Origin of the sequence: Pseudomonas citronellolis, from assembly GCF_900112375.1 — a bacterium.
GTDB classification, from domain to species: domain Bacteria; phylum Pseudomonadota; class Gammaproteobacteria; order Pseudomonadales; family Pseudomonadaceae; genus Pseudomonas; species Pseudomonas citronellolis.
In genome coordinates this window covers 280,210-304,410 of record NZ_FOLS01000001.1, presented here as the reverse complement: position 1 = coordinate 304,410, position 24,201 = coordinate 280,210, and the positions used below count along the sequence as shown (strand labels likewise).

Sequence of the window (24,201 nt, the reverse complement as noted above, 5' to 3'; positions counted from 1 at the left end):
TCGCCCGGTTCCATGGCTTTCCTGGTAAGTCAGCCATGTCTGAAGGATTAAGGAGAAGGTGATGATGCTGGCGCTGTTGATCGCGCTGCCTTTCCTGGGCTGTTGCCTGCCGGCGCTGTTCGAGCGCCTGGGCCGCAACGCCTGCGCCGCGGCGGCGGCCGTCGCGCCACTGCTGGGCCTGGGGCTTCTGTTCGGCCAGCGCGGCGTGCTCGGCGGCGAGCGGCTGCTGGCGCGCTACGACTGGCTGCCGGAGCTGGGCCTGAACCTCAGCCTGCGCCTGGACGGCCTGGGCTTCCTGTTCGCCCTGCTGATCCTCGGCATCGGCCTGCTGGTGATCCTCTACGCCCGCTACTACCTCTCCGAGCGCGAGCCCACCGGGCGCTTCTACGGTTTCCTGCTGCTGTTCATGGGTTCCATGCTCGGCGTGGTGCTCAGCGAGAACCTGCTGCTGATGCTGGTGTTCTGGGAGCTCACCAGCCTGTCGTCGTTCCTGCTCATCGGCTTCTGGAGCCACCGCTCCGACGCCCGCCGCGGCGCGCGCATGGCCCTGGCGGTCACCGGCGGCGGGGGCCTGGCGCTGCTCGCCGGCATCCTGCTGATCGGCCAGGTGGTGGGCAGCTTCGAGCTGAGCGACGTGCTCGCCGCGCGCCAGGTGCTGCAGGCCAGCGCGCTGTTCCCGCTGATCCTGGTGCTGGTGCTGCTGGGCGTGTTCACCAAGTCGGCGCAGTTCCCCTTCCACTTCTGGCTGCCCCATGCCATGGCGGCACCCACGCCGGTGTCGGCCTACCTGCACTCGGCGACCATGGTGAAAGCCGGCGTGTTCCTGCTGGCGCGCCTGTACCCGGCGCTGGCCGGCAACGACCTGTGGTTCTACCTGGTCGGCCTGACCGGCCTGGCGACGCTGCTGCTGGGCGCTTTCCTGGCGCTGTTCCAGAACGACCTCAAGGGCCTGCTGGCCTACTCGACCATCAGCCACCTGGGCCTGATCACCCTGCTGTTCGGCCTGGATTCACCCATGGCCAACGTCGCGGCGATCTTCCACATCATCAACCACGCCACCTTCAAGGCCTCGCTGTTCATGGCCGCCGGGATCATCGACCACGAGACCGGCAGTCGCGACATGCGCCGCATCAACGGCCTGTGGAAGTACATGCCGCACACCGCGGTGCTGGCGATGGTGGCTTCCGCGTCCATGGCCGGGGTGCCGCTGCTCAACGGCTTCCTCAGCAAGGAGATGTTCTTCGGCGAGACCCTCTCGCAGAACATGGCCGGCGCCTTCAACTGGCTGATCCCGACCCTCGCCACCGTGGCCACGCTGTTCTCGGTGGCCTATTCGGTGCGCTTCATCCACGACGTGTTCTTCAACGGCGAGCCGGTCGACCTGCCGAAGACGCCCCACGAGCCGCCGCGCTACATGAAGGTGCCGGTGGAGGTGCTGGTGGGCCTGTGCCTGCTGGTGGGCATGGCCCCGGCCTGGACGGTGGCGCCGCTGCTGTCGGCAGCCGCCTCGGCGAGCCTGAACGGCGCGCTGCCGGCCTACAGCCTGGCGATCTGGCACGGCTTCAACGCGCCGCTGGCGATGAGCCTGATCGCGCTGGTCGGCGGCATCGCCCTGTACCTGCAGCGGCGGCCGCTGTTCGCCTGGTTCGCCGGCTTGCCGGCGGTGGACGCCAAGCAGGTGTTCGAGGCGCAGGTACAACGCCTGGCGCGCTTCGCCCGTGGGCTGACCGGGCTGCTGGAGAACGGCTCGTTGCAACGCTACGTGCTCTGGCTGCTGCTGGCGGCCGTGGTGGTGGTCTGCGCCGGCCTGGCGGGCCTGCCCGCGCTCGCCGGCAGCCGCGCCTTCGTCGAGGTCGACGCCGTCACCGCCCTGTGCCTGGCGCTGCTGGCCCTGGCCGGGCCGCTGACCGTCGTGTTCCACCGCCAGCGCCTGGTGGCGCTGGTGCTGCTGAGCATCTCCGGGCTGTTGGTGGCCCTGGCCTTCGCCCGCTTCGCCGCGCCGGACCTGGCGCTGACGCAGTTGGCGGTGGAAGTGGTGACCATGGTGCTGCTGATGCTCGCGCTCTACTACCTGCCGCAGCGCACGCCGAAGGAAAGCAGCAGCCTGCGCGGCCTGCGCGACTTCCTGGTGGCGCTGGCCTGCGGGGTGATGGTGGCGCTGCTGGCCTACGCGGTGTTCAGCCGGCCCTACGACAGCATCGCCGGCTACTACCTGCAGCACAGCGTTTCCGGCGGCGGCGGGCACAACGTGGTGAACGTCATCCTGGTCGACTTCCGCGGCTTCGACACCCTGGGCGAGATCAGCGTGCTGGCCATCGCCGCGGTGGGCATCTTCGCCCTGCTCGACGGCCTGCGCCTGCCGCGCCGCGCCCGCGACGCCGAGGGCCTGGCCTGGTCGGCCGACGCCCACCCGCCGATCCTCGCCACCCTGGCCCGGCTGCTGCTGCCGCTGGCCCTGCTGGTGGCGGTGTTCATCTTCCTGCGCGGGCACAACCTGCCGGGCGGCGGCTTCATCGCCGGGCTGGTCACCGCGGTGGCGCTGATCCTCCAGTACATCGCCTGCGGCAGCCGCTGGGTGCATACCCGCCTGCCGCTGAACTACTCGCGCACGGCCGGCCTGGGCGTATTCGTCGCCGGCCTCACCGGACTGGGCAGCTGGGCCTTCGGCTATCCCTTCCTGACCTCGTCCTTCGGCCACTTCCAGCTGCCGCTGGTGGGCGAGTTCGAGCTGGCCACGGCCATGCTCTTCGACCTGGGCGTCTATCTCACCGTGGTGGGCGCGACCCTGCTGATCCTCGCCGGCCTCGGCGAACTGAACGCGCCGCCGCAGCCGGCGCCGGCCAAGGAGGCCCGCTGATGGAAGCGCTGTTCGCCATCACCCTCGGCCTGCTCACCGCCAGTGGCGTGTACCTGCTGCTGCGGGCACGCACCTTCCCGGTGGTGTTGGGCCTGACGCTGATCTCCTACGCGGTGAACCTGTTCCTCTTCGCCATGGGCCGCCTGGCCGGCGAGCCGGCGGTGCTGGGCCAGGTGGCCAACCCCGGCGACCCCATCCCCCAGGCGCTGGTGCTGACCGCCATCGTCATCGGCTTCGCCATGACCGCCTTCGTCATCGTCCTGGCCCTGCGCGGCCTTGCCGAGACCGGTGACGACCATGTCGACGGCAAGGCGCGGGAGGACGGCGAATGAATCACCTGCTGATCGCCCCGGTCCTGCTGCCGCTGTTCGCCGGCTGCCTGCTGCTGCTCGCCGGGCACGCCTCGCGCGCCGCGCGGGGCATCTCGCTGCTGGCCACCCTGGCGCTGCTGCCGATCGCCGCGTTGCTGCTGCAACAGGCCGCCGGCGGCCAGGTGCAGTTCTACGCCCTGGGCAACTGGCAGCCGCCGTTCGGCATCATCCTCGTGCTCGACCGCCTGAGCGCGCTGATGCTGCTGGCCAACGCGGTGCTGGCCAGCTTCGCCCTGGTCTATGCGCTGCGCGGCGACGACCGCCGCGGCAAGCACTTCCACGCGCTGTTCCAGTTCCAGCTGCTCGGCCTCAACGGTGCCTTCCTCACGGGCGACCTGTTCAACCTCTTCGTGTTCTTCGAGATCCTGCTGATCGCCTCCTACGCGCTGCTGCTGCACGGCGGCGGGGCAGGGCGGGTGCGCGCCGGGGTGCACTACGTGGTGCTCAACCTGGTGGGTTCGGCGTTCTTCCTGATCGCCGTGGGCACGCTCTATGGCGTCACCGGCACCCTGAACATGGCCGACATGGCGGATCGCGTGGCCCAGCTGGGGGCGGCCGACGCGCCGCTGGTGCGCGCCGCGGCGCTGCTATTGCTGGTGGTGTTCGGCCTCAAGGCGGCGCTGCTGCCGCTGTATTTCTGGCTGCCGCGGGCCTACGCCGAGGCCAGCGCGCCGGTGGCGGCGCTGTTCTCGATCATGACCAAGGTGGGCATCTACTCGATCCTGCGGGTGTACACGCTGATCTTCGGCGACCACGCCGGCGAGCTGGCCAACCTGGCCCAGGCCTGGCTGTGGCCGCTGGCCCTGGCGGGCATCCTGGTCGGCACCTTCGGGGCGTTGGCGGCGACGCGCCTGCAGGGCCTGCTGGCCTACCTGGTGGTGATTTCCGCCGGCACCCAACTGGCGGTGCTGGCGCTGGGTTCGGCGCAGTCCCTGGCGGCGCTGCTGTTCTACCTGCTGCACAGCACCTGGGTGGTGGGCGGGCTGTTCCTGCTCGCCGACCTGATCGCCCGCCAGCGCGGCGACAAGGCCGGGCAACTGGTGCAGGGCCCGGCGTTGCTGCAGCCGCAGCTGCTGGGCGCGCTGTTCTTCGTCGGCGCCATCGCGGTGGCCGGCTTGCCGCCGTTCTCCGGCTTCTTCGCCAAGCTGCTGATCCTGCGTTCGGCCAGCGGCGGCGAGGCGCTGGCGCTGTGGGCGGTGGTGCTGGGCAGCGGCCTGCTGGTCACCGTGACCCTCAGCCGCGCCGGCAGCGCGTTGTTCTGGAACACCGGGCGCAGCGTCCTCGGCAACGCCGAGCGTGACCCGCTGCGCCTGCTGGCGGCGGTGGCGCTGCTGGCTGCGGCCGTGCTCCTGGTGCTGTTCGCCAAGCCGCTGCAGGCCTACCTGCAGGCCACCGCCGAGCAGTTGCTGGATGTCGACCTCTACCGCCGGACGATCCTGGCCGGAGGTGGCGCATGATCCGCCGCCTGCTGCCGCATCCCCTGCTCAGCCTGTGCTTGCTGCTGGGCTGGGTGCTGCTGGTCGATGACTTCTCCCTCGGCCACTGGCTGCTCGGCGCCGTGCTCGGCCTGGCCTTGCCGCTGCTGTGCCGCGACATGCTGCTGGCGCCGCTGCGCATCCGCCGCCCGGGCCTGCTGCTGCGCTTCATCGGCCTGGTGCTGTACGACATCGTCATGGCCAACCTGCAGGTCGCGCGCCTGGTGCTCGGGCCCACCGGCAAGCTGCAGCCGGGCTTCGTCGAAGTGCCGCTGGAGCTGCGCGAGGACTTGCCCATCGCCATCCTCGCCAGCGTCATCACCCTGACCCCCGGCACCGTCTCCGCCGACCTCAGCGCCGACCGCCGCAGCCTGCTGGTGCACGGCCTGGACGTGCCCGACCCGCAGGCCCTGGTGGCGGACATCAAGGCGCGCTACGAGGCGCCGCTGAAGGAGGTGTTCGAATGCTCGCCTACGTGATCCCGCTGTGCCTGGCGCTGATCGCCCTGGCCCTGCTGCTGACGGTGGCGCGCCTGGTGCGCGGGCCGAGCGCGGCCGACCGCATCCTGGCGCTGGACACCCTCTCGGTGGAGGCCATCGCGCTGATCCTGCTGTACGGCCTGTGGAGCGGCAGCAGCCTGTACTTCGAGGCGGCGCTGCTGATCGCGGTGATGGGCTTCGTCAGCACCGTGGCGCTGTGCAAGTTCCTGCTGCGTGGAGACATCATCGAATGAACCTGTTGGTGGAAATCCTCGTCAGCCTGCTGCTGCTGGGCGGCAGCCTGTTCGCCCTGCTCGGCGCCCTGGGCCTGTACCGCCTGCCGGACTTCTACACGCGCCTGCACGCGCCGACCAAGGCCTCGACCCTCGGCGTGGGCGGCGTGGCGCTGGGTTCGCTGCTGTACTTCAGCACCAGCGGCAACGGCGTGAGCCTGCACGAGGTGCTGATCACCCTGTTCCTGTTCATCACCGCGCCGGTCAGCGCCCACCTGCTGGCCAAGGCCGCCATGCAGGCGCGCCTGCCGCGCACGCCGCGTACCCGCGGGGAGCCTTGGGAGTAGCTTCCGGCGTAGGAGCACTATCTTGCCAACTGCGCCGAGGTGCTCTTCGTAGGATCGAGGGGGACGCCTAGTTCTTGCTCGCGAACAAACCCCGCTGCGTAGCCTGTTCGCGAGCAAGCTTGCTCCTACGCGAAGCCGTGCCTGCCCGTACGGTTGGAGCGGCGCGGTTCGCGGATGAGATCCGCTCCTACGCTGCCCCACCCACGCCATTCCCTGTAGGAGCGCACCCTGCGCGCGAAATCGCGGACGGAGTCCGCTCCTACGGGCGGGAGAGACGCTGGCGCAGGCGGCCATTACAGTTTTCCCCCGGCGCTGTGCCTGTCGGCCACCCGCGGCGCGCTTCTATACTGCGGGGATTCATTTCCTGGAGCGTCCCGTGCAGCAGTCCCGGCCCTTCGCCCTGGCATGCCTGGTCCTGGCCATGGCGCTGTGGGGCAGTTCCTTCATCGCGCTGAAACTGGCCTTCGCCGAATGGCCGGCGATGTGGGTGATCTTCGCGCGCATGGCCATCGGCAGCCTGATCTTCCTCGCCGCCTGGCGCTGGCGCGGGCGGATGGACTACCGGGCGGGCGACTGGAAGTACCTGGTGGGCCTGGCGGTGTGCGAGCCGTGTCTGTACTTCGTCTGCGAGTCCTTCGCCCTGCAGTACACCAGCGCCGCCCAGGCCGGGATGATCACCGCGCTGCTGCCGTTGCTGGTGGCGGTCGGCGCCTTCCTCCTGCTGCACGAGCGCATCGCCCGCAACACCTGGGCCGGCTTCGCCCTGGCGGTGCTCGGCGCGCTCTGGCTGACCCTCGCCGGCGAGCCCGACCAGCATGCGCCGCAGCCGCTGCTGGGCAATTTCTTCGAGCTGCTGGCGATGGTCTGCGCCACCGGCTACACCCTGCTGCTCAAGCACCTGTCGGCGCGCTACTCGCCCTTCATCCTGACCGCCATGCAGGCCTTCATCGGCTCGGTATTCTTCCTGCCGCTGGCGGTCGTCGGCTCGGGCGTGCCGCCAGCGCCCAGCGGCCAGGGGCTGTTCGCCCTGGTCTACCTGGGCAGCGTGGTCACCGTCGGCGCCTACGGCCTGTACAACTTCGGTGTCAGCCGGCTGCCGGCGAGCCAGGCCACCGGCTTCATCAACCTGATCCCGGTGTTCACCCTGGTTTTCGCCTGGCTGCTGCTGGGCGAGCGCCTGAACGGCCAGCAGTTGCTGGCCGCCGGCCTGGTGTTCGCCGGCGTCGCCCTCAGCCAGTGGCGCAGCGCCACGCCCGCGCCCGCCGGGGTGCTCGACTGATCGAACGAGGAACCGCCCCATGTCCATCGACATCCGTGACTGGACCCGCGAAGCCATCCGCATCATCGAGGCGGACTTCCAGCGCAGCGCCGACACCCACCTGATCCCCCTGGAGGCGCCGGGCCTGCCCGGCATCGACCTGTACTTCAAGGACGAGTCCAGCCACCCCACCGGCAGCCTCAAGCACCGCCTGGCGCGCTCGCTGTTCCTCTACGCGCTGTGCAACGGCTGGCTGAAGCCGGGGGCGCCGGTGATCGAGGCTTCCAGCGGTTCCACGGCGATCTCCGAGGCCTACTTCGCGCGCCTGCTGGGGCTGCCCTTCATCGCCGTGGTGCCGGCCAGCACCTCGAAGGAGAAGATCGCCCAGATCGCCTTCTACGGCGGCCGCAGCCACCTGGTGGACGACCCCACGCAGATCTACGCCGAATCCGAGCGCCTGGCCCGCGAGAGCGGCGGGCACTTCATGGACCAGTTCACCTACGCCGAGCGCGCCACCGACTGGCGGGCGAACAACAACATCGCCGAATCGATCTTCCAGCAACTGCGCCACGAGCGCTTCCCCGAGCCGGCCTGGCTGGTCTCCAGCCCCGGCACCGGCGGCACCCTGGCCACCCTCGGGCGCTTCGCCCGCTACCGCCGGCACCAGACCCGTGTGCTTTGCGCCGACGCCGAGCGCTCGGTGTTCTTCGATGCCTACCGCATCGGCGACCGCAGCCTGACCCTGGACTGCGGCTCGCGCATCGAGGGCATCGGTCGGCCGCGGGTGGAGGCGTCCTTCCTACCCGCGGTGCTCGACGCCATGGTCAAGGTGCCCGATGCCTGGTCGCTGGCGGCCATGCACTACCTGGCGCAGCGCCTGGGCCGGCGCGTCGGCGGCTCCAGCGGGACCAACCTGGTGGGCGCGCTGCTGGCGGCGCGGAGCATGCTCGATCGCGGCGAGTCCGGCTCGATCGTGGCGATCCTCTGCGACGGCGGCGAACGTTATGCGACCAGCTACTACGACCCGCTGTGGTTGATCCAGCAGGGCTTCCAGCTGGAGCCGCTGATCGACGCGGTGCGCGCCTGCGTGGAGCAGGGCAGCGCACTGCCGGAGGAGCTGCCGGCGCTGGGCTTGTGAGGGGCCGGCTTATTCCTGGTAGGCGGCGCCGGGGTAGGCGCAACCGCGCATGACCTTGTCGTCCAGGCGCAGCTCGGCGGTGAGGTTGTTCACCGCGCCGCTCATGCTGTTGACGCAGCGCGCCGGGGCCACCCACAGCTCCAGCTTCTCGCCGTTGGCCTCGGTGGAATAGCTGCTGCTGCCGCCGGGCACGCTTTCCTCCACGTAGGGCAGCACCTGGTCCGGCTGCCCCGGGCGCTGCAGCAGCAGGCCCTGGGCGTTGACCATCACGCTCCAGCCCGGCTCGTTGCCGCCGGCCTGGACGATGGTCTGCCTGAAGTTGGGGTCGTCGCAGCCGTGGCCCTCGTTCTGCAGGCGGTACAGCGAGCGCACTTCGAACTTGCCGTCGGTGTTGCTGGCCTGGCCGCCGGAATAGGCGCCGCGGGCGTCGATGAACAGCTTGCCGGCGCCGTCGGCGAACAGGTCGCGGGACTCGCGGGACACGGCACTGTCGGCGCCGTCCACCAGGTTGAAGCGGCGCTGCTCGTTGCACGGCCGCAGCACCAGGCCGCCGTCCTCGCGGGTGACCTCGCCCTGTACCCGCGTCGGCGCGTCCTGGCGGGTGGGCTCGGGCTTCCACACCTGGCAGGCGGCGAACAGGGGCAGCAGGGCATAGAGGAAGAGACGGGCTTGGCGCATGAGATAGGGCTCCCGGAAAAATGCGCCCACGTTACCGAGCCAATGGCACCTGCTCAAGGGCTACAGTGGTAGGGACAGTCGCAAAAGGAGGCATCCGATGATTCGCTACAAGCGCGCCTACGAGACCCCGGCCGCGGAGGACGGCTACCGGGTCCTGGTGGACCGGCTCTGGCCCAGGGGCATCAGCAAGGAAGAACTGCACATGGACGAATGGCTCAAGGACGTGGCGCCGTCCACCGAGCTGCGCCAGCGCTTCCACCACGATCCCGGCCTGTTCGAGGAATTCCGCCGCGCCTACCACGCCGAACTGGCGGCGCACCCGGAGCACTGGTGGAAGCTGCTGGGGATCGCCGGCAAGGGCGAGCTGACGCTGCTCTATGGCGCGAAGGATACCGAGCACAACAATGCGCGGGTGTTGGCGGAGTTTCTCGAGGATGAGATGGAACGGGTGGGGGAGGGAAGTTCGCCGGTGTGCTATGCGGGGAAGAAGGAGTGAGGGGGTGGCTTTTCGTAGGAGCGAGCTTGCTCGCGAACGGAGTAACCGGCGGCTCCGCTGCTATGCCTACCTCCGTACCCTCTCCCCAGCCCTCTCCCTGAAGGGAGAGGGGGCTTGTCCGTGCCGAGAGAGGGTCAGGTTTCAGCCGGTAGCTTTCGGTGTTACCGGCTAGCTCCAGAACATCCGTGTCTGCCCAACGGTCCCCTCTCCCTTCAGGGAGAGGGTTAGGGAGAGGGCGCTCTTGAGGATTCGCGAGCAAGAACTAGGCGTCCCCCTCGCTCCTACAAGTAGCAAGTAGCCCCCGCCCCACACTCACCAAACCTTGTAGACCCGCCCCGTCTCCGCCCCTTCCACACTCCGCGCGAACCCCAGCGCCGCATCCGCCGCCGGCACCGGCTTGAAGCCGCGGAAGAACGGCCCGTAGCCCGCCATCGACTCCACCAGCACATTCGGGCTCACCGCATTGATCCGCTGCCCGCGCGGCAGTTCTATCGCGGCGCTGCACACGAAGCCTTCCACCGCCGCGTTGACCAGGGTTGCCGAACTGCCCTGGCGGATCGGTTCCTCGCTGAGGATGCCGGTGGTCAGGGTGAAGGAGGCGCCGTCGTTGGCGTAGCGGCTGCCGATCAGCACCAGGTTGACCTGGCCCATCAGCTTGTCCTTCAGGCCGACGGCGTACTCCGCTTCGCCCATCTCGGCGAGCGGGGCGAAGTGCACCTTGCCGGCGGCGCTGACCAGGGCGTCGAAGGGGCCCACCTGCTCGAACAGGGCGCGGATCGAGGCGCTGTCGGTGATGTCCACGCGCAGGTCGCCGCTGCTGCGGCCGACGCGGACGATCTCATGGCGCTGGCCCAGTTCGCTGGCCACGGCCTGGCCGAGGGTGCCGCTGGCGCCGACGAGGATGATCTTCATGCTGACTCCGGGAGTGAGTGGGTGACGGAGCCAGTCTAGGGACGTATTTTGTTGGGATAACCGGGGTAATCGGCAACCTGGCGTTTTCGTGGGGAAACAATCATGGGCGAACTGGAAGACCTCTCGGCCTTCGCCGTGCTGCTGGAATGCGGCAGCTTCACCCGCGCCGCCGAGCGCCTGGGTTGCAGCAAGGGGCAGTTGTCCAAGCGCATCAGCGCCCTGGAGCAGGCCCTGGGCGTGACCCTGCTGCACCGCACGACGAGAAGCTTGGCGCTGACCGCCGCCGGCCAGGCCCTGCTGCCCGAGGTCCAGGCGCTCAACGCCCAGGCGGCGCGGGCGCGGCAGGCGGTGGCGCGGTTGCAGGAGGAGGCGCGTGGCACGGTGCGCATGAGTGTGCCGGTGTCCCTCGGCGAGACCTTCTTCGACGCCTGGCTGGTGGAGTTCTCCCGCAGCCATCCGGGCATCCGCCTGGAACTGGACCTGGCCAACGAGCGCCGCGACCTGGTGGCCGACGGCTTCGACCTGGCGATCCGCTCCGGCGTCGGCGGCGACGAGCGCCTGGTGGCGCATCCGCTGTTCGCCCTGCAGGAACTGACCTGCGCCACCCCGGCATACCTCGCCGCCCACGGTGAGCCGCAGCGGCCGGCGGACCTGGCCGGGCACAATTGCCTGCTCAACACCCACTACCCGGGCCCTGGCCCGTGGCTGTACCAGCGCCAGCACGAGCTGTTCCGCGTGGAGGTCGGCGGGGTGCTGGCGAGCAACCACTACACCCTGCTGAAGAAGGCGGCGCTGGCCGGCGTCGGCATCGCCCGGCTGCCGTCCTACATGCTCCAGGACGAACTGGCCGACGGCCGCCTGCGCTGGCTGCTGCGCGACTACCAGACGCGCAGCACGCCGGTGTTCCTGGTGCACCCCTACCAGGGCGGGCTGCCGCGGCGCACGCAACTGCTGGTGGACTACCTGCTGGCCTGGTTCGAGCGCGCCCGCCAGCGTCTGCTGCAATTGCAGGGCTGAAAACGGCTTCGTTCAGCTTCGTTCAGTGCGGGTTCAGCTGGAGTTCAGGGGGTGTTCAGTGACGAGGGAATAGGCTTTGTCCATTCCCTTAGTGACCGTCCGCGAGGACCCGAGCATGAAAACCCCGACCCCGAAAGCCTCCCGCTCCCTGCTGCTCGCCGCCTTCGTCGGCAGCGCCCTGGTGCTGTCCGGCTGTGCCTCGAACCTGTCCGGCAGCAGCTATTCCCGCGCCGATGCCCGCGCGGTGCAGAGCGTGCGCATGGGCACCATCGAATCCCTGCGCGCGGTGCAGATCGAAGGCACCAGGACGCCGATCGGCACCCTGGCCGGTGCCGCCGTTGGCGGTATCGCCGGCAGCGGCATCGGGGGTGGCCGTGGTGCCGCCATCGCCACCGTCCTCGGTGGCGTCGCTGGGGGTGCCGCCGGCTCGGCGGTGGAAGAGGGCCTGACGCGTACCCAGGGCGTGGAAATCGTGGTCCGCGAGGACGACGGCATGTCCCGCGCCTACGTCCAGGCGGTGGATGCCGGCCAGCGTTTCCGCGTTGGCGACCGCGTCCGCATCATGAGTGTCAACGGCGCCAGCCGCGTGACGCTCTGAGGCCGCCGTGCAGGAGGCACCGTCATGAACAAGGCACTGATCCTGCTGGTGGCGCTGCTGGCGGCACCCGTCGCCTGGGCCGGCGAGGGCGATTCCTGGTACCTGCAGACCAGCGTGTTCACCCGGCACTGGAACCACGACCCGCAACACAACAATCACCAGGACCTGATCGGCGTCGAGCGCAACCGCGCCGATGGCTGGGTGTGGGGCGGCGCGACCTTCCGCAATTCGTTCCGCCAGCGCTCCAACTACGTCTACGCCGGCAAGCGTTTCGACCTGGATGACTCGCCGTTCTACTTCAAGGTCACCGGCGGCGCCATCCAGGGCTACCACGGCAAGTACCGCGACAAGATCCCGCTCAACCGCTACGGCGTGGCGCCGGCCGTCATCCCCTCGGTCGGCGCCCAGGTCGGCCGTTTCGCCAGTGAGTTCGTGGTACTGGGCAACTCGGCCGGGATGATCAACCTGGGCGTGAACCTGTAACGGCGCACCCCGCTCAGCCGGCGGTTTCGGCCAGGGCGGCGTCCAGGGTGTCGATCAGCAGGTCGGCGTGCTCCTGCTCGAAGGCCAGCAGCGGGCGGATCTTGAGGATGTTCTCCTGCGGGCCGGCGGCGCTGATCAGCACGCCGCGCTCGCGCATGGCGTTGACCACCCGGCGCGTCTGCGCGGCGGCCGGGGCCTTGCTGGCGCGGTAGGCGACCAGCTCCACGCCGAGGAACAGCCCGGCGCCGCGCACGTCGCCGATCAGCTCGTGGCGCTGGGCCAGGCGCTGGAAGCCTTCGCGCAGGTAGTTGCCGAGCCGTTCCGAACGTTGTTGCAGGCCTTCGTCGCGGATCACGTCGAGTACCGCCTGGCCGGCGGCGCAGCTCACCGGGTTGCCGCCGAAGGTGTTGAAGTAGCGCACGCTGCGGCCGAAGCTTTCCAGCACCTCGGGGCGCGCCACCACGCCGGCGATCGGCTGGCCGTTGCCCATGGGCTTGCCCAGGGTGACCAGGTCCGGCTGCACACCGTGGCGCTGGAAGCCCCACATGCGTTCGCCGGTACGGGCGAAGCCGCTTTGCACTTCGTCGGCGATGTAGAGCAGGCCTTCGCTGCGGGCCGCGGCCACCGCCTCGGCGAGGACGCCGGTGGGGCCTGCGAACACGCCGTCGCTGGCGAAGATGCCGTCCACCAGCAGCGCGGCGGGCTTGATGCCATTGGCGCGCAGGTCGGCGATGGCTGCGCGCACGTCCTCGGCGAGCAGGCGGGCGACGTTCTCCGCGCCTAGGCGGTAGGCGTCCGGCGCGCGCACGGTGCGCGCGTGGGCGGGCAGGGTGATGCCGCTGCCCAGCGCCGGCGAGAGTTCGGAAATGTCGCCGGTGACGCCGTGGTAGGCGAAGCGGGTGACGATCACCCCGCTGCCGCCGGTGTGGTGGCGGGCGATGCGCAGGGCCAGGTCGTTGGCCTCGCTGCCGGTGCAGGTGAACATCACCTGGCCGAGTTCTGCGGGGAAGGTGGACAGCAGGTCCTCGGCGTAGTCGAGGATGCCTTCCTGCAGGTAGCGCGTATGGGTGTTCAGCACCGCCGCCTGGCGGGCGATGGCCTCGACCACCCGCGGGTGGCAGTGGCCGACCGAGGCGACGTTGTTGTAGGCGTCGAGGTAGCGCCGGCCCCGCTCGTCGTAGAGCCACACGCCCTCGCCGCGCACCGTGTGCAGCGGGCGCTCGTAGAACAGCCGGTAGGCCGGGCCGAGCAGGCGCTCGCGGCGCTCGATCAGGCTGCGTTCCTTGTCGCTCAGGCGCTCGGCGTCGGCCGGGCTGTAGCCATTGGTCATGGTCATGCGGGGGACTCCTCGTGGCAGGCGCGGGCGATGCGTTCGCGCGCCTCGGATCGGGACAGCCCGGCCAGGCCCTGCAGGCTGGCGCGGGCCTGGCGGGCGTTGCGCAGGATGTAGTCGCGGTTCTCCGGGTGCAGGCTGGCGCGCCAGGCGGTGATGCCCAGGGTGAGCACCAGGCGGGTGGCCATGAGGTTGCAGAGGATGTCCTGCTCGGCTTCCAGCAGCGGGTTGCGCGCGTGATAGGCGGCGATGAATTCCAGGGCCGGGGTCAGCACGTCGCCCTCGCTGCCCAGCTGGTAGGCGGCGGCCACGCCGAGGTCGTTGACCAGCGGGGCATGGACCATGTCGCCGAAGTCGAGGATGTTGCGCAGCCGCTCGGGGTGCGCGGCGTCGACTATCACGTTGTGCGGGTTGAGGTCGTTGTGGATCACCTGGGCGCGCAGCGTCGGCAGGCGCGGCAGGGCGTGTTCCTCGAAGTTGTCCAGGGCGCGCTCGACCAGGCCGCGCAGCTCGCCGTCGTCGATGTGCCGCAGCAGCGGGCGCAGGCGCTGGGCGTGCTGCAGGTCCCAGAGCAGTTCGTGGCCGGAGGCCGGGTGCTGGTAGCCGTGCAGGGCCAGGTCCAGGCGCGCCAGGGCTTCGCCCAGGTTGCGCCGCAGCGCCGTCGAGCGCTGGGGCACGCGGTGCAGCGGCAGGCCTTCGACGAAGGACATCAGCCGCGCCAGCATGCGCTGGCCGTCCACTTCCACCCAGGTCTGGTACTGGCCGTCGAGGGCCGGGTAGACGCGCTGCACCGGCAGGTTCGGGTCGGCCTGCTGGACGCGCAGCAGGGCGCGGTTGTGGAAGTCCACCACCTGTGGGTCCTCCAGCGGGTGGGACAGCTTGAGCAGGCGGCTGGCGCTGTCGTGGGCGCCGATCTGGAAGTTCAGGTCGCGCTCCCCGGCCAGGCGTTGCAGCGGGCCTTCCAGGCCGAAGCAGTCGCGGGCGATGGCCGCGGCCTGGTCCGGCGTGACCTGGGCGGGCGCGGCTTCCAGCAGGGGATCGTGGGCGAGGGCGGTCAGCGGCATGCGCGGGGACTCCGGTTCTTGTCGTGCTTGTCGTTCTTGTGGGGCTGGCGGCCATTAAAGCATAAAGAAAATATGATGCATCATATTTTATTCGACGGCCGATTGCGTCATTATCGAACGCACTCCGCAAGCCCGAATGGATGGACACGCACATGAGCGAACCCAGGACCCTGCTGCTCACCGGCGCCAGCCGCGGCATCGGCCACGCCACCGTGAAGCACTTCAACGCCGCCGGCTGGCGGGTGTTCACCGCCTCGCGCCAGGACTGGGTGGCCGAATGCCCCTGGGCCGAGGGGCTGCTCAACCACATCCACCTGGACCTCGAGGACATCGCCAGCGTCGAGGCCGCCCTGCCAGCCATCCGCGAGAAGCTCGGCGGCCGACTGGACGCCCTGGTGAACAACGCCGGCATTTCGCCCAAGGGCCCGGAAGGCCAGCGCATGGGCGTGCTGGAGAGCGACTACGGCACCTGGCTGAAGGTGTTCAACGTCAACCTGTTCTCCACCGCGCTGCTGGCCCGCGGGCTGTTCGAGGAGCTGAAGGCGGCCCAGGGCAGCATCATCAACGTCACCTCCATCGCCGGCTCGCGGGTGCACCCTTTCGCCGGCGTCGCCTACGCCTCGTCCAAGGCCGCGCTGGCGGCGCTGACCCGCGAGATGGCCTACGACTTCGGCCGCCACGGCGTGCGGGTGAACGCCATCGCGCCGGGGGAAATCGATACCTCGATCCTGTCGTCGGGCACCGAACTGATCGTCGAGCGCGACATCCCCATGCACCGCCTGGGCAAGCCGGAGGAGGTGGCCTCGCTGATCCACTTCCTGTGCACCCAGGGGGCTTCGTACGTGAACGGCGCGGAAATCCACGTCAATGGCGGCCAGCACGTCTGAGCGGGTGGCTGGCAATTCGCCGGCGACCGCCGCATCATCGCGCCCGGAATAGCACGAGGAGCCCATGAACTATCCCATCGACGGCCTCAACCACGCCTACCTGGGCAGCGGCGTCTACGCGTTGCTGCGCGAGGCGCTGATCACCGGACGCTTCCAGCCCGACGACCGCCTGCGCATCCGCGACCTGGCGCAGCAGCTGGGCACCAGCGTGACGCCGGTGCGCGACGCCATCCTGCAACTGGCCAAGGAGCAGGCCCTGGTGCTGCGCACGCCAAGGGACATCCGCGTGCCGGTGCTGAGCCGCGAGCAGTACCTGGAAATCCGCAGCATCCGCGTGGCCCTGGAGGGCCTGGCCGCCGAGACCGCGGCCGGCCGCGTCACGCCCGCGCAACTGGCGATGCTGGAGAAGAACATCCGCGACAACCTCGCGGCCATCCACGCCGACGACCTGGTGGCGGCGCTCAAGCTCAACCAGGCCTTCCACTTCGCCCTCGCCGAGATCGCCGGCATGCCGCTGCTCAAGGGCTTCCTCGACAGCCTGTGGATGCGCACCGGGCCGCTGATCGCGCGGACCTACGGCAGCTTCAACGAACGCATGGCGGTGGAGCACCACTGGGAAGTGCTGCACGCGCTGCAGAAAGGCGATGGCGCCGCGGCGCGCGCAGCCATCTGCGCCGACCTCACCGATGGCAGCCAGAAGATGCTGGAGTTCCTCGCCCAGCGCGAAGAGGACGAGGCGCGGGCGGCGGGTTGAATCCCTCATGGGAATGGCGCGGGTGGGGCAGCGTAGGAGCGGATCTCATCCGCGAATCGCGCCGGTGGTTCCGGCTATCGCGGACAAGGTCCGCTCCTACGACCGTGCATTCCTGCGGCTATCCGCCATGCCATGCCAATGTAGGAGCGGGCCCTGCCCGCGATTTCGCGCGCAGGGCGCGCTCCTACTCGCGAACGGTGTTTACCGGCGGCAACTGTGTTTCGGATTGACGCCGCTCCCTCTCCCCAACCCTCTCCCGCAAGCGGGAGAGGGGGCTGTCCGTGCGATCGGGGAGGGAGGTTTCATCCTGCCGTTTTCGCAGGTCTGCAGAGGGCGCAGTCCAATGTAGGAGCGCGCCCTGCGCGCGATTCGCAGGCAGGGCCTGCTCCTACGCTACAGGCGTGCACGGCTTTTCGTAGGAGCGAGCATGCTCGCGAACAGATTCCGCAGCGGCACCTAAGGCGATGGGGCTACGGTCCAGTCCTCCAGGCGCAGCCCCGGCACCCGCTCGAATTCGCGCAGGTTATTGCTGACCAGGATCAGCCCGCGGGAACGGGCGTGCCCGGCGATCATCTGGTCGTAGGGGCCGATGGGCTTGCCGATTCGCGCCAGCTCGGCGCGCAGTTGTCCGGTGTGGGCCGCCGCGTTGCCGTCGTAGTCGAGCACTTCCAGGCGGGCGGCGAAACCTTCGACGATGCCCAGGTTGTGTTCCGGCATGGAGGACTTCTCGGCGCCGTATATCAGTTCCATCAGCGTCACCGAACTGATCGCCAACTGCCCATGGTGCTGGTTGAAGGCCTCGCGAACGACTTGCGGCTTGTTCTTGATGGTGAAGATGCAGATGTTGGTATCGAGCATGAACTTCAGCATCAGAACCCCTCGCGTTCCTGTTCCGCCGGTTGCTCGCGCTCGCTCATGAAGTCGGCGCTGACGTTCTCGCCGTCGAACCAGCTGTCCCAGCTCTCTCCGGCCGGGGTGAGGATGCGGGTTCGGCCGATGGCCACGACGTCTACGCGCTTCACGTCTTCAGGCAGCGCGACGGCCTTGGGCAGGCGCACGGCCTGGCTGCGGTTGCTCTGGAATACGGCGCCTTGTTCCATGCTCGGCCTCCGGGATGGGGAAAGGGGAGGCTTCATGGTAAGGATGGTGAGGGATATGTCAATGGGATATACATTGCTGGAGAGCCAAAGAAAAACGGCCCCGAAGGGCCGTTTCCTTTTGCCGCAAGAGGCTCAACCACCCAGGTAGGCGTCGCGCACCTTGGGATTGACCAGCAGGTTGGCGCCGGTGTCCTGCATCACGATGTGGCCGTTCTCCAGTACGTAGCCGCGGTCGGCGAGCTTCAGCGCCTGGTTGGCGTTCTGCTCGACGAGGAAGACGGTCACGCCTTCGCTGCGCAGCTGTTCGATGATGTCGAAGATCTGCTGGATGATGATCGGCGCCAGGCCCAGGGACGGTTCGTCGAGCAGCAGTAGCTTGGGCTTGCTCATCAGCGCGCGGCCGATGGCGAGCATCTGCTGCTCGCCGCCGGACATGGTGCCGCCGCGCTGGCTGAAGCGTTCCTTCAGGCGCGGGAACAGGCCCAGGACGCGGTCCATCTGCTCCTGGTAGTCGCCCTTGCTGGTGAAGAAACCGCCCATGGCCAGGTTTTCCTCGACGGTCAGGCGGGCGAACACCCGGCGGCCTTCGGGGACCACCGCGATGCTCTTGCGCATGATGTGCGAAGACTCCTGGCCGACCAGTTCCTCGCCGAGGTACTTGATGCTGCCGGAGGCCGCCCGCGGCGAGCCGCAGAGGGTCATCAGCAGGGTCGACTTGCCGGCGCCGTTGGCGCCGATCAGGGTGACGATCTCGCCCTGCTGCACTTCCAGGCTGACCTCGTGCAGGGCCTGGATCTTGCCGTAGAAGGTGGAGACCTTGTCGAACTTCAGCATGGCTCAGGCCTCCCCCAGATAGGCTTTGATCACGTCCGGGTTGTCGCGGATCTGCTCCGGGGTACCGTCGGCCAGGGGCGTGCCCTGGTTGATCACGTAGATGTGGTCGGAAATGCTCATCACCAGCTTCATGTCGTGCTCGATCAGCAGCACGGTCACGCCGTGCTCGGCGCGCAGCATGGCGATCAGCGCCTTGAGGTCCTCGGTCTCGCGCGGGTTGAGGCCGGCGGCCGGCTCGTCGAGCATGAGGATCTGCGGGCGCGTCATCATGCAGCGGGCGATCTCCAGGCGGCGCTGCTGGCCGTAGGCCAGGGTGCCGGCCGGGCGGTTGGCGACGTCCTTGAGGTTGACCACTTCCAGCCAGTGCGCCGCGTAGTCCAGCGCCTCGGCCTCGGCGCGGCGGAACCCGGGGGTCTTCAGCAGGCCGGCGAAGAAGTTGGTGTTGATGTGCCGGTGCTGGGCCACCAGCAGGTTCTCCACCGCGGTCATTTCCTTGAACAGGCGGACGTTCTGGAAGGTGCGCACCACGCCGCGGTGGGCGATCTTGTGGCCCGGCAGGCCCTGGATCGGCTCGCCGCGCAGCAGGATCTGCCCGCCGGTGGGCTGGTAGAAGCCGGTCAGGCAGTTGAACACGGTGGTCTTGCCGGCGCCGTTGGGGCCGATCATCGAGACCACCTGCTTTTCCTCGACCTTGAGCGCGACGCTGTTGACGGCCAGCAGGCCACCGAAGCGCATGGTCAGGCCGGATACTTCAAGAATCGGTCGACTCATTTACGCAACTCCAGGTGCGGGCGCTGCATCGGCAGCAGGCCCTGCGGACGCCAGATCATCATCAGCACCATGATGGCGCCGAACATCAACATGCGGTATTCGCTGAACTCGCGCATCAGTTCGGGCAGCAGGATCATCACCACGGCGGCGAGGATCACGCCCAGCTGCGAGCCCATGCCGCCGAGGACGACGATGGCGAGGATGGTGGCCGACTCGATGAAGGTGAACGACTCCGGGGTCACCAGGCCCTGGCGCGCGGCGAAGAAGCTGCCGGCGAACCCGGCGAAGCAGGCGCCGAGGGTGAAGGCCGAGAGCTTGATCATGGTCGGGTTCAGGCCCAGCGCGCGGCAGGCGATCTCGTCCTCGCGCAGCGCTTCCCAGGCGCGGCCCAGGGGCATGCGCAGCAGGCGGTTGATGACGAACAGCACCAGCAGCACCAGCAGCAGCGCCACCAGGTAGAGGAACACGACCTTGTAGTTCGAGTTGTAGGCGATGCCGAAGAACTCGTGGAAGGTCTGCATGCCCTCGGGGGCGCGGCGCTCGAAGGTCAGGCCGAGCAGGCTCGGCTTCTCGATGTTGCTGATGCCGTTGGGGCCGCCGGTCAGGCCGGTGAGGTTGCGCAGCAGGACGCGGATGATCTCGCCGAAGCCCAGGGTCACGATCGCCAGGTAGTCGCCGCGCAGGCGCAGCACCGGGAAACCGAGCAGGAAGCCGAACAGCGCGGCCATCGCCCCGGCGATCGGCAGGCAGGTCCAGAAGCCCAGGCCGTAGTAGTGCGAGAGCAGCGCGTAGCTGTAGGCGCCCACGGCGTAGAAGCCGACGTAGCCGAGGTCGAGCAGGCCGGCGAGGCCCACCACGATATTCAGGCCCAGGCCCAGCAGCACGTAGATCAGCACCAGGGTGGCGATGTCCACCGCCCCGCGCGAGCCCCAGAAGGGCCAGGCCAGGGCGACCAGGATCATCACGATGATCACCTTGCGCTGCACCGAGGGCTGCGTCAGCGAGCGGTACAGGAAGTTGTTCTCGCCCAGGTGCAGGGTACGGCCACGGCTGAAGCTGAAGCGGTCGCGCACCAGCTGCCAGACGAACATGGCCACGGCGCACGCGGCGATGGTCCACAGGGTGCTGGGGCTGACGCCTTCCAGCTGCAGGCCGATGCCGATGACGCTGAGTTTCAGGCCGAGGATCGGGTAGGCCACCGCCAGCACCAGCAGGGCGCTGAAGAAAGCCGTCTTGAGTCGCTTGTTCATACCTTCTCCACCTCCGGACGACCGAGCAGACCGGTGGGGCGGAACAGCAGCACCAGGACCAGCAGGCTGAAGGCCACCACGTCCTTGTACTGGTCGCCGAACACGTCGGCGCCGAAGGCTTCGGCGACGCCCAGCACCAGGCCGCCGAGCATGGCGCCCGGAATGCTGCCGATGCCACCGAGCACCGCGGCGGTGAACGCCTTGATGCCGGCGAGGAAGCCGATGTTCGGGTTGATCACGCCGTACTGCAGGCCCAGCAGGACCGCGGCCACGGCCGCGAGGCTGGCGCCGATGACGAAGGTCAGGGCGATGATGTTGTTGGTGTTGATTCCCAGCAGGTTGGCCATCTTGATGTCCTCGGCGCAGGCGCGGCAGGCGCGGCCCAGGCGGGAACGGGAGATGAACAGGCTGAGGCCGTACATGGCCAGCAGGGTGACGATGAAGATCAGCACCTGCATGTACGAGACGGTCACCCCGTAGCTGGGATCGCCGAAGACGAAGTTCCCCGGCAGCAGGTTGGGGATGGCCTTGTCCTTGGAGTCCTGGGCGAGCAGGACCTCGTTCTGCAGGAAGATCGACATGCCGATGGCCGAGATCAGCGGGATCAGCCGGTTGCTGCCGCGTAGCGGGCGGTAGGCGATCCGTTCGATGCTGTAGCCATAGGCGCTGGTGACGATGATGGCAGCGGCGAAGGTGCAGAAGATGACGATCGGCAGGCTGACGATCCCCATCATGGCCAGGCCGGTGATCACGATGAAGGCTACGTACGAGCCGATCATGTAAACCTCGCCATGGGCGAAGTTGATCATGCCGATGATGCCGTAGACCATGGTGTAGCCGATGGCGATCAGGGCATAGGTGCTGCCAACGGTAAGGCCGTTGACCAGCTGTTGCAGGTAGTGATAGAGCTCAGGCATCACCTAACTCCTCGGGCGTCGCGTGAAGCGGCGCTTGTGGCGCGACGGACCCCCGGAATACGCGGAATAAACAAAGCCCACTGCGGGTGCAGTGGGCTCTGGACCTCAGGCGGCAGACCTTATTTGACTTCGGTCTTGGTGCCGTCCTTGTGCCACTGGTAGACCACGAAGTTGAAGTTCTTCAGGTCGCCCTTCTCGTCGAAGGCCAGGGCACCGGTGGGCGTATCGAAGGTGTTGCTGCGCAGGGCGGCGGCGACCTTTTCGGTGTCTTCGCTGCCGGCTTTCTTGATGCTGTCGGCGATGACCTGCACGGCGGCGTAGGCCGGGAACACGAACGGGCCGCTCGGGTCCTGGTTCTTGGCCTTGAAGGCGGCGACCAGGGCCTGGTTCTTCGGATCCTGGTCGAAGGACTTCGGCAGGGTCACGTACAGGCCTTCGGAAGCGGGGCCTGCGATGGCGGAGATTTCCTTGTTGCCGACGCCTTCCGGGCCCATGAAGCCGACTTTCAGGCCTTTCTCGGAAGTCTGGCGCAGCAGCAGGCCCAGTTCCGGGTGGTAGCCGCCGTAGTAGACGAAGTCGACCTTGGCCTGCTTGAGCTTGGCGATCAGCGAGGAGAAGTCCTTGTCGCCGGCGTTGATGCCTTCGAACAGGGCGACTTTCACGCCGGCGTCTTCCAGAGTCTTCTTGACCGCGGTGGCGATGCCTTCGCCGTACTGCTGCTTGTCGTGGATGACCGCGACGATCTTCGGCTTGACGTGCTCGGCGATGAACTTGCCGGCGGTCGGGCCCTGCATGTTGTCCAGGCCGATGGTGCGGAAGATCAGCTTGTAGCCGCGGCTGGTGATGTCCGGGCTGGTGGAGGCCGGGGAGATCATCAGGATGCCTTCGTCCTCGTAGATGTCCGAGGCCGGCTGAGTGGAGCTGGAGCACAGGTGGCCGACGACGAACTTGACGCCGTCGTTGACGATCTTGTTGGCGACCGCCACGGCCTGCTTCGGATCGCAGGCGTCATCGTAGACCACGCCTTCGAGCTGCTTGCCGTCGACGCCGCCGGCCTTGTTGATCTGCTCGATGGCCATCTTGGCGCCGACGAACTCCATCTCCCCGTACTGGGCGACCGCACCGGTCACCGGACCGGCCAGGGCGATCTTGATGGTATCGGCGGCCATCGAATAGCTGGCGACGCCGGCCAGGGCCATGGCGGTCAACAGTTTGGAAAGACGTTGGGTACCCTTTTTCATAATGCTCCACTCTTTCTTGTGTTTTCGTTCTTGTGGTTCGTGGCCGCGGTTCGACGGGCTTTGCGCCCGGGGGAAGCCGCCGGCAACTGTACCGGTACAGTGTAGAGTGCCGCTTCGCCGCTTGAAAAGCCGCTGGCGGCGGGGCGTTTCGCCCCATGTCGCAAAGTCGCAATAAACGTATAGAAAAACGGCGTTGTGCCAGTACCCTCCTTTGGTCCCATCCGCCCCCGCGGCTCCCGGGAAACTTGCCTGGCGCCGACCGGGCGGTATCATGGCGCCGCCTGATTTCCCGGTGAGCACCATGACTGAACAAACTAGCACCCTCTATGCCAAGCTGCTCGGCGAGACCGCGATGATTTCCTGGCAGGAGCTGCAGCCGTTCTTCGCCCGCGGCGCCCTGCTGCTGGTGGGCGAGGCCGTGGACCTGGTGGAGGCCGCGCAGGCCGTGGCCGAGGACGACCGCCAGAAGGTCGCTGCCTGGCTGGCCAGCGGCGACCTGGCGCGGGTCGACGAGGCCCGCGCCCGCGACTTCCTCGAACGCGACCCGCAGCTGTGGGCGGTGGTGGTGGCGCCCTGGGTGCTGGTGCAGGAGCGTGCGGAAAAAAACCGCCTGCATTGACCCGGGGCGGCTTGCGTTGCCCGCAGGCGAGCTAGACTTGCGGGACCACTGCAAGGAGTCACGTCATGTTCGAGCCTGGTCACCTGCATCTCCACGCCCTGCCGGGCCTTGACCAGCAGGCGCTGGATATCCACCTGTACTACGAGATTCGCCACGACGCCGAGAAGGGTGCCTATGTCCACTTCACCATGGACGGCAGCATCGACGGTAATGCCTTCAAGGAAGAGTTCGACATGCCGAAGGACCAGGCCTTCAACTTCGCCAGCGATGCTACCCGCATTGCGCAGAAGCATGGCCTGCACCCGCGCTTCGGGCCGATCGTGCGCATCCACAAGGAATACGATGCGATGTTCGAGGACATCCGCGTCAAGCTGGGAACCCATCCCGGGGATCCGGTGGACCTGGACAAGGTGCTCCACGGCGGTGAGTGAGCTCTGATACGCGGAAGCCCGGCGGGCGCCGTGATGTTGTTTACTTAAAAGAGGATGCCGTTTCTCTGGCTGGGGGAAACGGCATTTTTCATATGGGGTGGGCTATGGCTTGGTTTGCGGAGCGGGGGACCTCGGCTCTGTGCTCCGATCTCCACCCCGTCATTCCCGCGAACGCGGGAACCCAGAGACTTTTGGGGGTTGGGCTCGGTGTAGCGCGCCGCACCGAGTGCGTTGATGTCTCTCGTTTCGCCCCCTCGGGCGAGTCCCTTTTGTCAAACGGTGGAAGGCCACCCCCGCAAAAAGGAACCAAAAAGGCTTGCCCCGCATACGGGCCCGATGAAGCCGGGCTACCCTCGCGAATTCCCCCGCCACGGAGGCCCGCCCCGAGGGTACGTCCCTGTAGCCCGCGGGGCTCTCGCGACATCCATGTCGCATGACCTCCTGCGCGCGGGTTTCGCTCGGCCTTCTGAAGGGGCGTTCTGGTGCGCGCGGATGTTTCTCTGGAAATCCAAGAGCAAACGCGCTTTTGCTTTTGCTTTTCGTAGGAGCGAGCTTGCTCGCGAACCCGGCAGCCACTGGATTCCCGCGTTCGCGGGAATGACGAGGTGGGGGTTGGGCGTATCAGGATGACTCAGGATTCTCCCCTCACTCCGAACAG

27 protein-coding genes are annotated in these 24,201 nt (G+C 68.1%); 16 read left to right on the top strand and 11 right to left on the bottom strand.

The window, feature by feature from the left end:
• The first annotated feature begins 61 nt into the window (after positions 1–61).
• From BM060_RS01395 to BM060_RS01360, 8 genes are all read left to right on the top strand, one after another.
• Positions 62–2,857 carry a monovalent cation/H+ antiporter subunit A gene (locus BM060_RS01395; protein ID WP_074976627.1) on the top strand — a complete coding sequence of 932 codons (2,796 nt, stop codon included), beginning with the start codon at positions 62–64 and terminating at the stop codon, positions 2,855–2,857.
• A complete protein-coding gene (locus BM060_RS01390; protein ID WP_009620662.1) occupies positions 2,857–3,189 on the top strand; it encodes a Na+/H+ antiporter subunit C in 333 nt (110 codons plus the stop codon). The genes BM060_RS01395 and BM060_RS01390 overlap by 1 nt, the downstream gene beginning before the upstream one ends.
• A complete protein-coding gene (locus tag BM060_RS01385; RefSeq protein WP_074976624.1) occupies positions 3,186–4,685 on the top strand; it encodes a monovalent cation/H+ antiporter subunit D in 1,500 nt (499 codons plus the stop codon). Before BM060_RS01390 ends, BM060_RS01385 begins: the two co-directional genes overlap by 4 nt.
• Complete coding sequence (locus BM060_RS01380) at positions 4,682–5,182, top strand: Na+/H+ antiporter subunit E (RefSeq protein ID WP_074976622.1); 501 nt, start codon at positions 4,682–4,684, stop codon at positions 5,180–5,182. The genes BM060_RS01385 and BM060_RS01380 overlap by 4 nt, the downstream gene beginning before the upstream one ends.
• Positions 5,167–5,436 carry a K+/H+ antiporter subunit F gene (locus BM060_RS01375; RefSeq protein WP_074976620.1) on the top strand — a complete coding sequence of 90 codons (270 nt, stop codon included), beginning with the start codon at positions 5,167–5,169 and terminating at the stop codon, positions 5,434–5,436. Before BM060_RS01380 ends, BM060_RS01375 begins: the two co-directional genes overlap by 16 nt.
• A complete protein-coding gene (locus tag BM060_RS01370) occupies positions 5,433–5,762 on the top strand; it encodes a Na+/H+ antiporter subunit G (protein ID WP_074976617.1) in 330 nt (109 codons plus the stop codon). Before BM060_RS01375 ends, BM060_RS01370 begins: the two co-directional genes overlap by 4 nt.
• 376 nt (positions 5,763–6,138) lie before the next feature.
• Positions 6,139–7,041 carry a DMT family transporter gene (locus BM060_RS01365; RefSeq protein WP_074976615.1) on the top strand — a complete coding sequence of 301 codons (903 nt, stop codon included), beginning with the start codon at positions 6,139–6,141 and terminating at the stop codon, positions 7,039–7,041.
• 19 nt (positions 7,042–7,060) lie between these two features.
• The gene (locus BM060_RS01360) at positions 7,061–8,158 is read left to right on the top strand and encodes a PLP-dependent cysteine synthase family protein (RefSeq protein ID WP_074976613.1); all 1,098 of its coding nucleotides are present in this window, start codon (positions 7,061–7,063) and stop codon (positions 8,156–8,158) included.
• A 9-nt stretch (positions 8,159–8,167) separates the two neighbouring features.
• On the opposite strand, the gene BM060_RS01355 is transcribed toward BM060_RS01360, so the two are convergent.
• The gene (locus tag BM060_RS01355; RefSeq protein WP_074976609.1) at positions 8,168–8,836 is read right to left on the bottom strand and encodes a COG3650 family protein; all 669 of its coding nucleotides are present in this window, start codon (positions 8,834–8,836) and stop codon (positions 8,168–8,170) included.
• 97 nt (positions 8,837–8,933) lie between these two features.
• Between BM060_RS01355 and BM060_RS01350 the strand changes: the two genes are divergently transcribed.
• The gene (locus BM060_RS01350) at positions 8,934–9,332 is read left to right on the top strand and encodes a DUF488 domain-containing protein (protein WP_074976606.1); all 399 of its coding nucleotides are present in this window, start codon (positions 8,934–8,936) and stop codon (positions 9,330–9,332) included.
• A 312-nt stretch (positions 9,333–9,644) separates the two neighbouring features.
• Here BM060_RS01350 and BM060_RS01345 read toward each other — a convergent pair whose 3' ends face one another.
• Positions 9,645–10,244 carry a short chain dehydrogenase gene (locus tag BM060_RS01345; RefSeq protein ID WP_074976602.1) on the bottom strand — a complete coding sequence of 200 codons (600 nt, stop codon included), beginning with the start codon at positions 10,242–10,244 and terminating at the stop codon, positions 9,645–9,647.
• Between the two features lie 102 nt (positions 10,245–10,346).
• On the opposite strand from BM060_RS01345, the gene BM060_RS01340 reads away from it, so the two are divergent.
• The 3 genes from BM060_RS01340 to BM060_RS01330 all read left to right on the top strand — a co-directional run bounded on the left by BM060_RS01340 (position 10,347) and on the right by BM060_RS01330 (position 12,342).
• Positions 10,347–11,261: a LysR family transcriptional regulator gene (locus tag BM060_RS01340; protein ID WP_074976599.1), complete on the top strand. Its 915-nt coding sequence runs from the start codon at positions 10,347–10,349 to the stop codon at positions 11,259–11,261.
• A gap of 115 nt (positions 11,262–11,376) precedes the next feature.
• Entirely contained in the window at positions 11,377–11,859 is a 483-nt protein-coding gene (locus BM060_RS01335) for an outer membrane lipoprotein (RefSeq protein ID WP_074976596.1), read from the top strand.
• 24 nt (positions 11,860–11,883) lie between these two features.
• On the top strand, positions 11,884–12,342 hold the full coding sequence (locus BM060_RS01330) for a sn-glycerol-3-phosphate transporter (protein ID WP_074976594.1): 459 nt from the start codon (positions 11,884–11,886) through the stop codon (positions 12,340–12,342).
• A gap of 13 nt (positions 12,343–12,355) precedes the next feature.
• Here BM060_RS01330 and BM060_RS01325 read toward each other — a convergent pair whose 3' ends face one another.
• Together BM060_RS01325 and BM060_RS01320 are read right to left on the bottom strand one after the other, a co-directional pair.
• Complete coding sequence (locus tag BM060_RS01325; protein ID WP_074976592.1) at positions 12,356–13,678, bottom strand: aspartate aminotransferase family protein; 1,323 nt, start codon at positions 13,676–13,678, stop codon at positions 12,356–12,358.
• Positions 13,675–14,739 carry a phosphotransferase gene (locus tag BM060_RS01320; protein WP_074976589.1) on the bottom strand — a complete coding sequence of 355 codons (1,065 nt, stop codon included), beginning with the start codon at positions 14,737–14,739 and terminating at the stop codon, positions 13,675–13,677. Before BM060_RS01320 ends, BM060_RS01325 begins: the two co-directional genes overlap by 4 nt.
• Positions 14,740–14,891: 152 nt before the next feature.
• Between BM060_RS01320 and BM060_RS01315 the strand changes: the two genes are divergently transcribed.
• Positions 14,892–15,626 (top strand): SDR family NAD(P)-dependent oxidoreductase, encoded by a 735-nt coding sequence (locus BM060_RS01315; RefSeq protein ID WP_009620642.1) that lies wholly within the window; start codon positions 14,892–14,894, stop codon positions 15,624–15,626.
• A 64-nt stretch (positions 15,627–15,690) separates the two neighbouring features.
• Positions 15,691–16,380: a GntR family transcriptional regulator gene (locus tag BM060_RS01310; RefSeq protein WP_074976587.1), complete on the top strand. Its 690-nt coding sequence runs from the start codon at positions 15,691–15,693 to the stop codon at positions 16,378–16,380.
• 456 nt (positions 16,381–16,836) lie between these two features.
• Here the strand turns inward: BM060_RS01310 and vapC are convergent, their stop codons facing one another.
• The 7 genes from vapC to BM060_RS01275 form a co-directional block, all read right to left on the bottom strand.
• Positions 16,837–17,250 (bottom strand): type II toxin-antitoxin system tRNA(fMet)-specific endonuclease VapC, encoded by a 414-nt coding sequence (gene vapC, locus BM060_RS01305; RefSeq protein ID WP_074976585.1) that lies wholly within the window; start codon positions 17,248–17,250, stop codon positions 16,837–16,839.
• Positions 17,250–17,480 (bottom strand): type II toxin-antitoxin system VapB family antitoxin, encoded by a 231-nt coding sequence (gene vapB, locus BM060_RS01300; protein WP_009620639.1) that lies wholly within the window; start codon positions 17,478–17,480, stop codon positions 17,250–17,252. The genes vapC and vapB overlap by 1 nt, the downstream gene beginning before the upstream one ends.
• Positions 17,481–17,612: 132 nt before the next feature.
• Positions 17,613–18,314, bottom strand: coding sequence for an ATP-binding cassette domain-containing protein (locus tag BM060_RS01295; RefSeq protein WP_009620638.1), 702 nt, complete (start codon positions 18,312–18,314; stop codon positions 17,613–17,615).
• Between the two features lie 3 nt (positions 18,315–18,317).
• Positions 18,318–19,085, bottom strand: a complete 768-nt coding sequence (gene livG, locus BM060_RS01290; RefSeq protein WP_074976582.1) for a high-affinity branched-chain amino acid ABC transporter ATP-binding protein LivG — start codon at positions 19,083–19,085, stop codon at positions 18,318–18,320.
• Positions 19,082–20,335 carry a high-affinity branched-chain amino acid ABC transporter permease LivM gene (locus BM060_RS01285; protein ID WP_074976580.1) on the bottom strand — a complete coding sequence of 418 codons (1,254 nt, stop codon included), beginning with the start codon at positions 20,333–20,335 and terminating at the stop codon, positions 19,082–19,084. The genes livG and BM060_RS01285 overlap by 4 nt, the downstream gene beginning before the upstream one ends.
• Positions 20,332–21,252, bottom strand: a complete 921-nt coding sequence (gene livH, locus BM060_RS01280; RefSeq protein ID WP_074976578.1) for a high-affinity branched-chain amino acid ABC transporter permease LivH — start codon at positions 21,250–21,252, stop codon at positions 20,332–20,334. The genes BM060_RS01285 and livH overlap by 4 nt, the downstream gene beginning before the upstream one ends.
• Positions 21,253–21,371: 119 nt before the next feature.
• Complete coding sequence (locus tag BM060_RS01275; protein ID WP_074976577.1) at positions 21,372–22,493, bottom strand: branched-chain amino acid ABC transporter substrate-binding protein; 1,122 nt, start codon at positions 22,491–22,493, stop codon at positions 21,372–21,374.
• A gap of 301 nt (positions 22,494–22,794) precedes the next feature.
• Here BM060_RS01275 and BM060_RS01270 point away from each other — a divergent pair, with 301 nt between their 5' ends.
• Together BM060_RS01270 and BM060_RS01265 are read left to right on the top strand one after the other, a co-directional pair.
• Complete coding sequence (locus BM060_RS01270; RefSeq protein WP_074976809.1) at positions 22,795–23,112, top strand: DUF2288 domain-containing protein; 318 nt, start codon at positions 22,795–22,797, stop codon at positions 23,110–23,112.
• A gap of 65 nt (positions 23,113–23,177) precedes the next feature.
• Complete coding sequence (locus BM060_RS01265; protein ID WP_074976575.1) at positions 23,178–23,543, top strand: DUF5064 family protein; 366 nt, start codon at positions 23,178–23,180, stop codon at positions 23,541–23,543.
• The last annotated feature ends 658 nt before the right edge of the window (positions 23,544–24,201 follow it).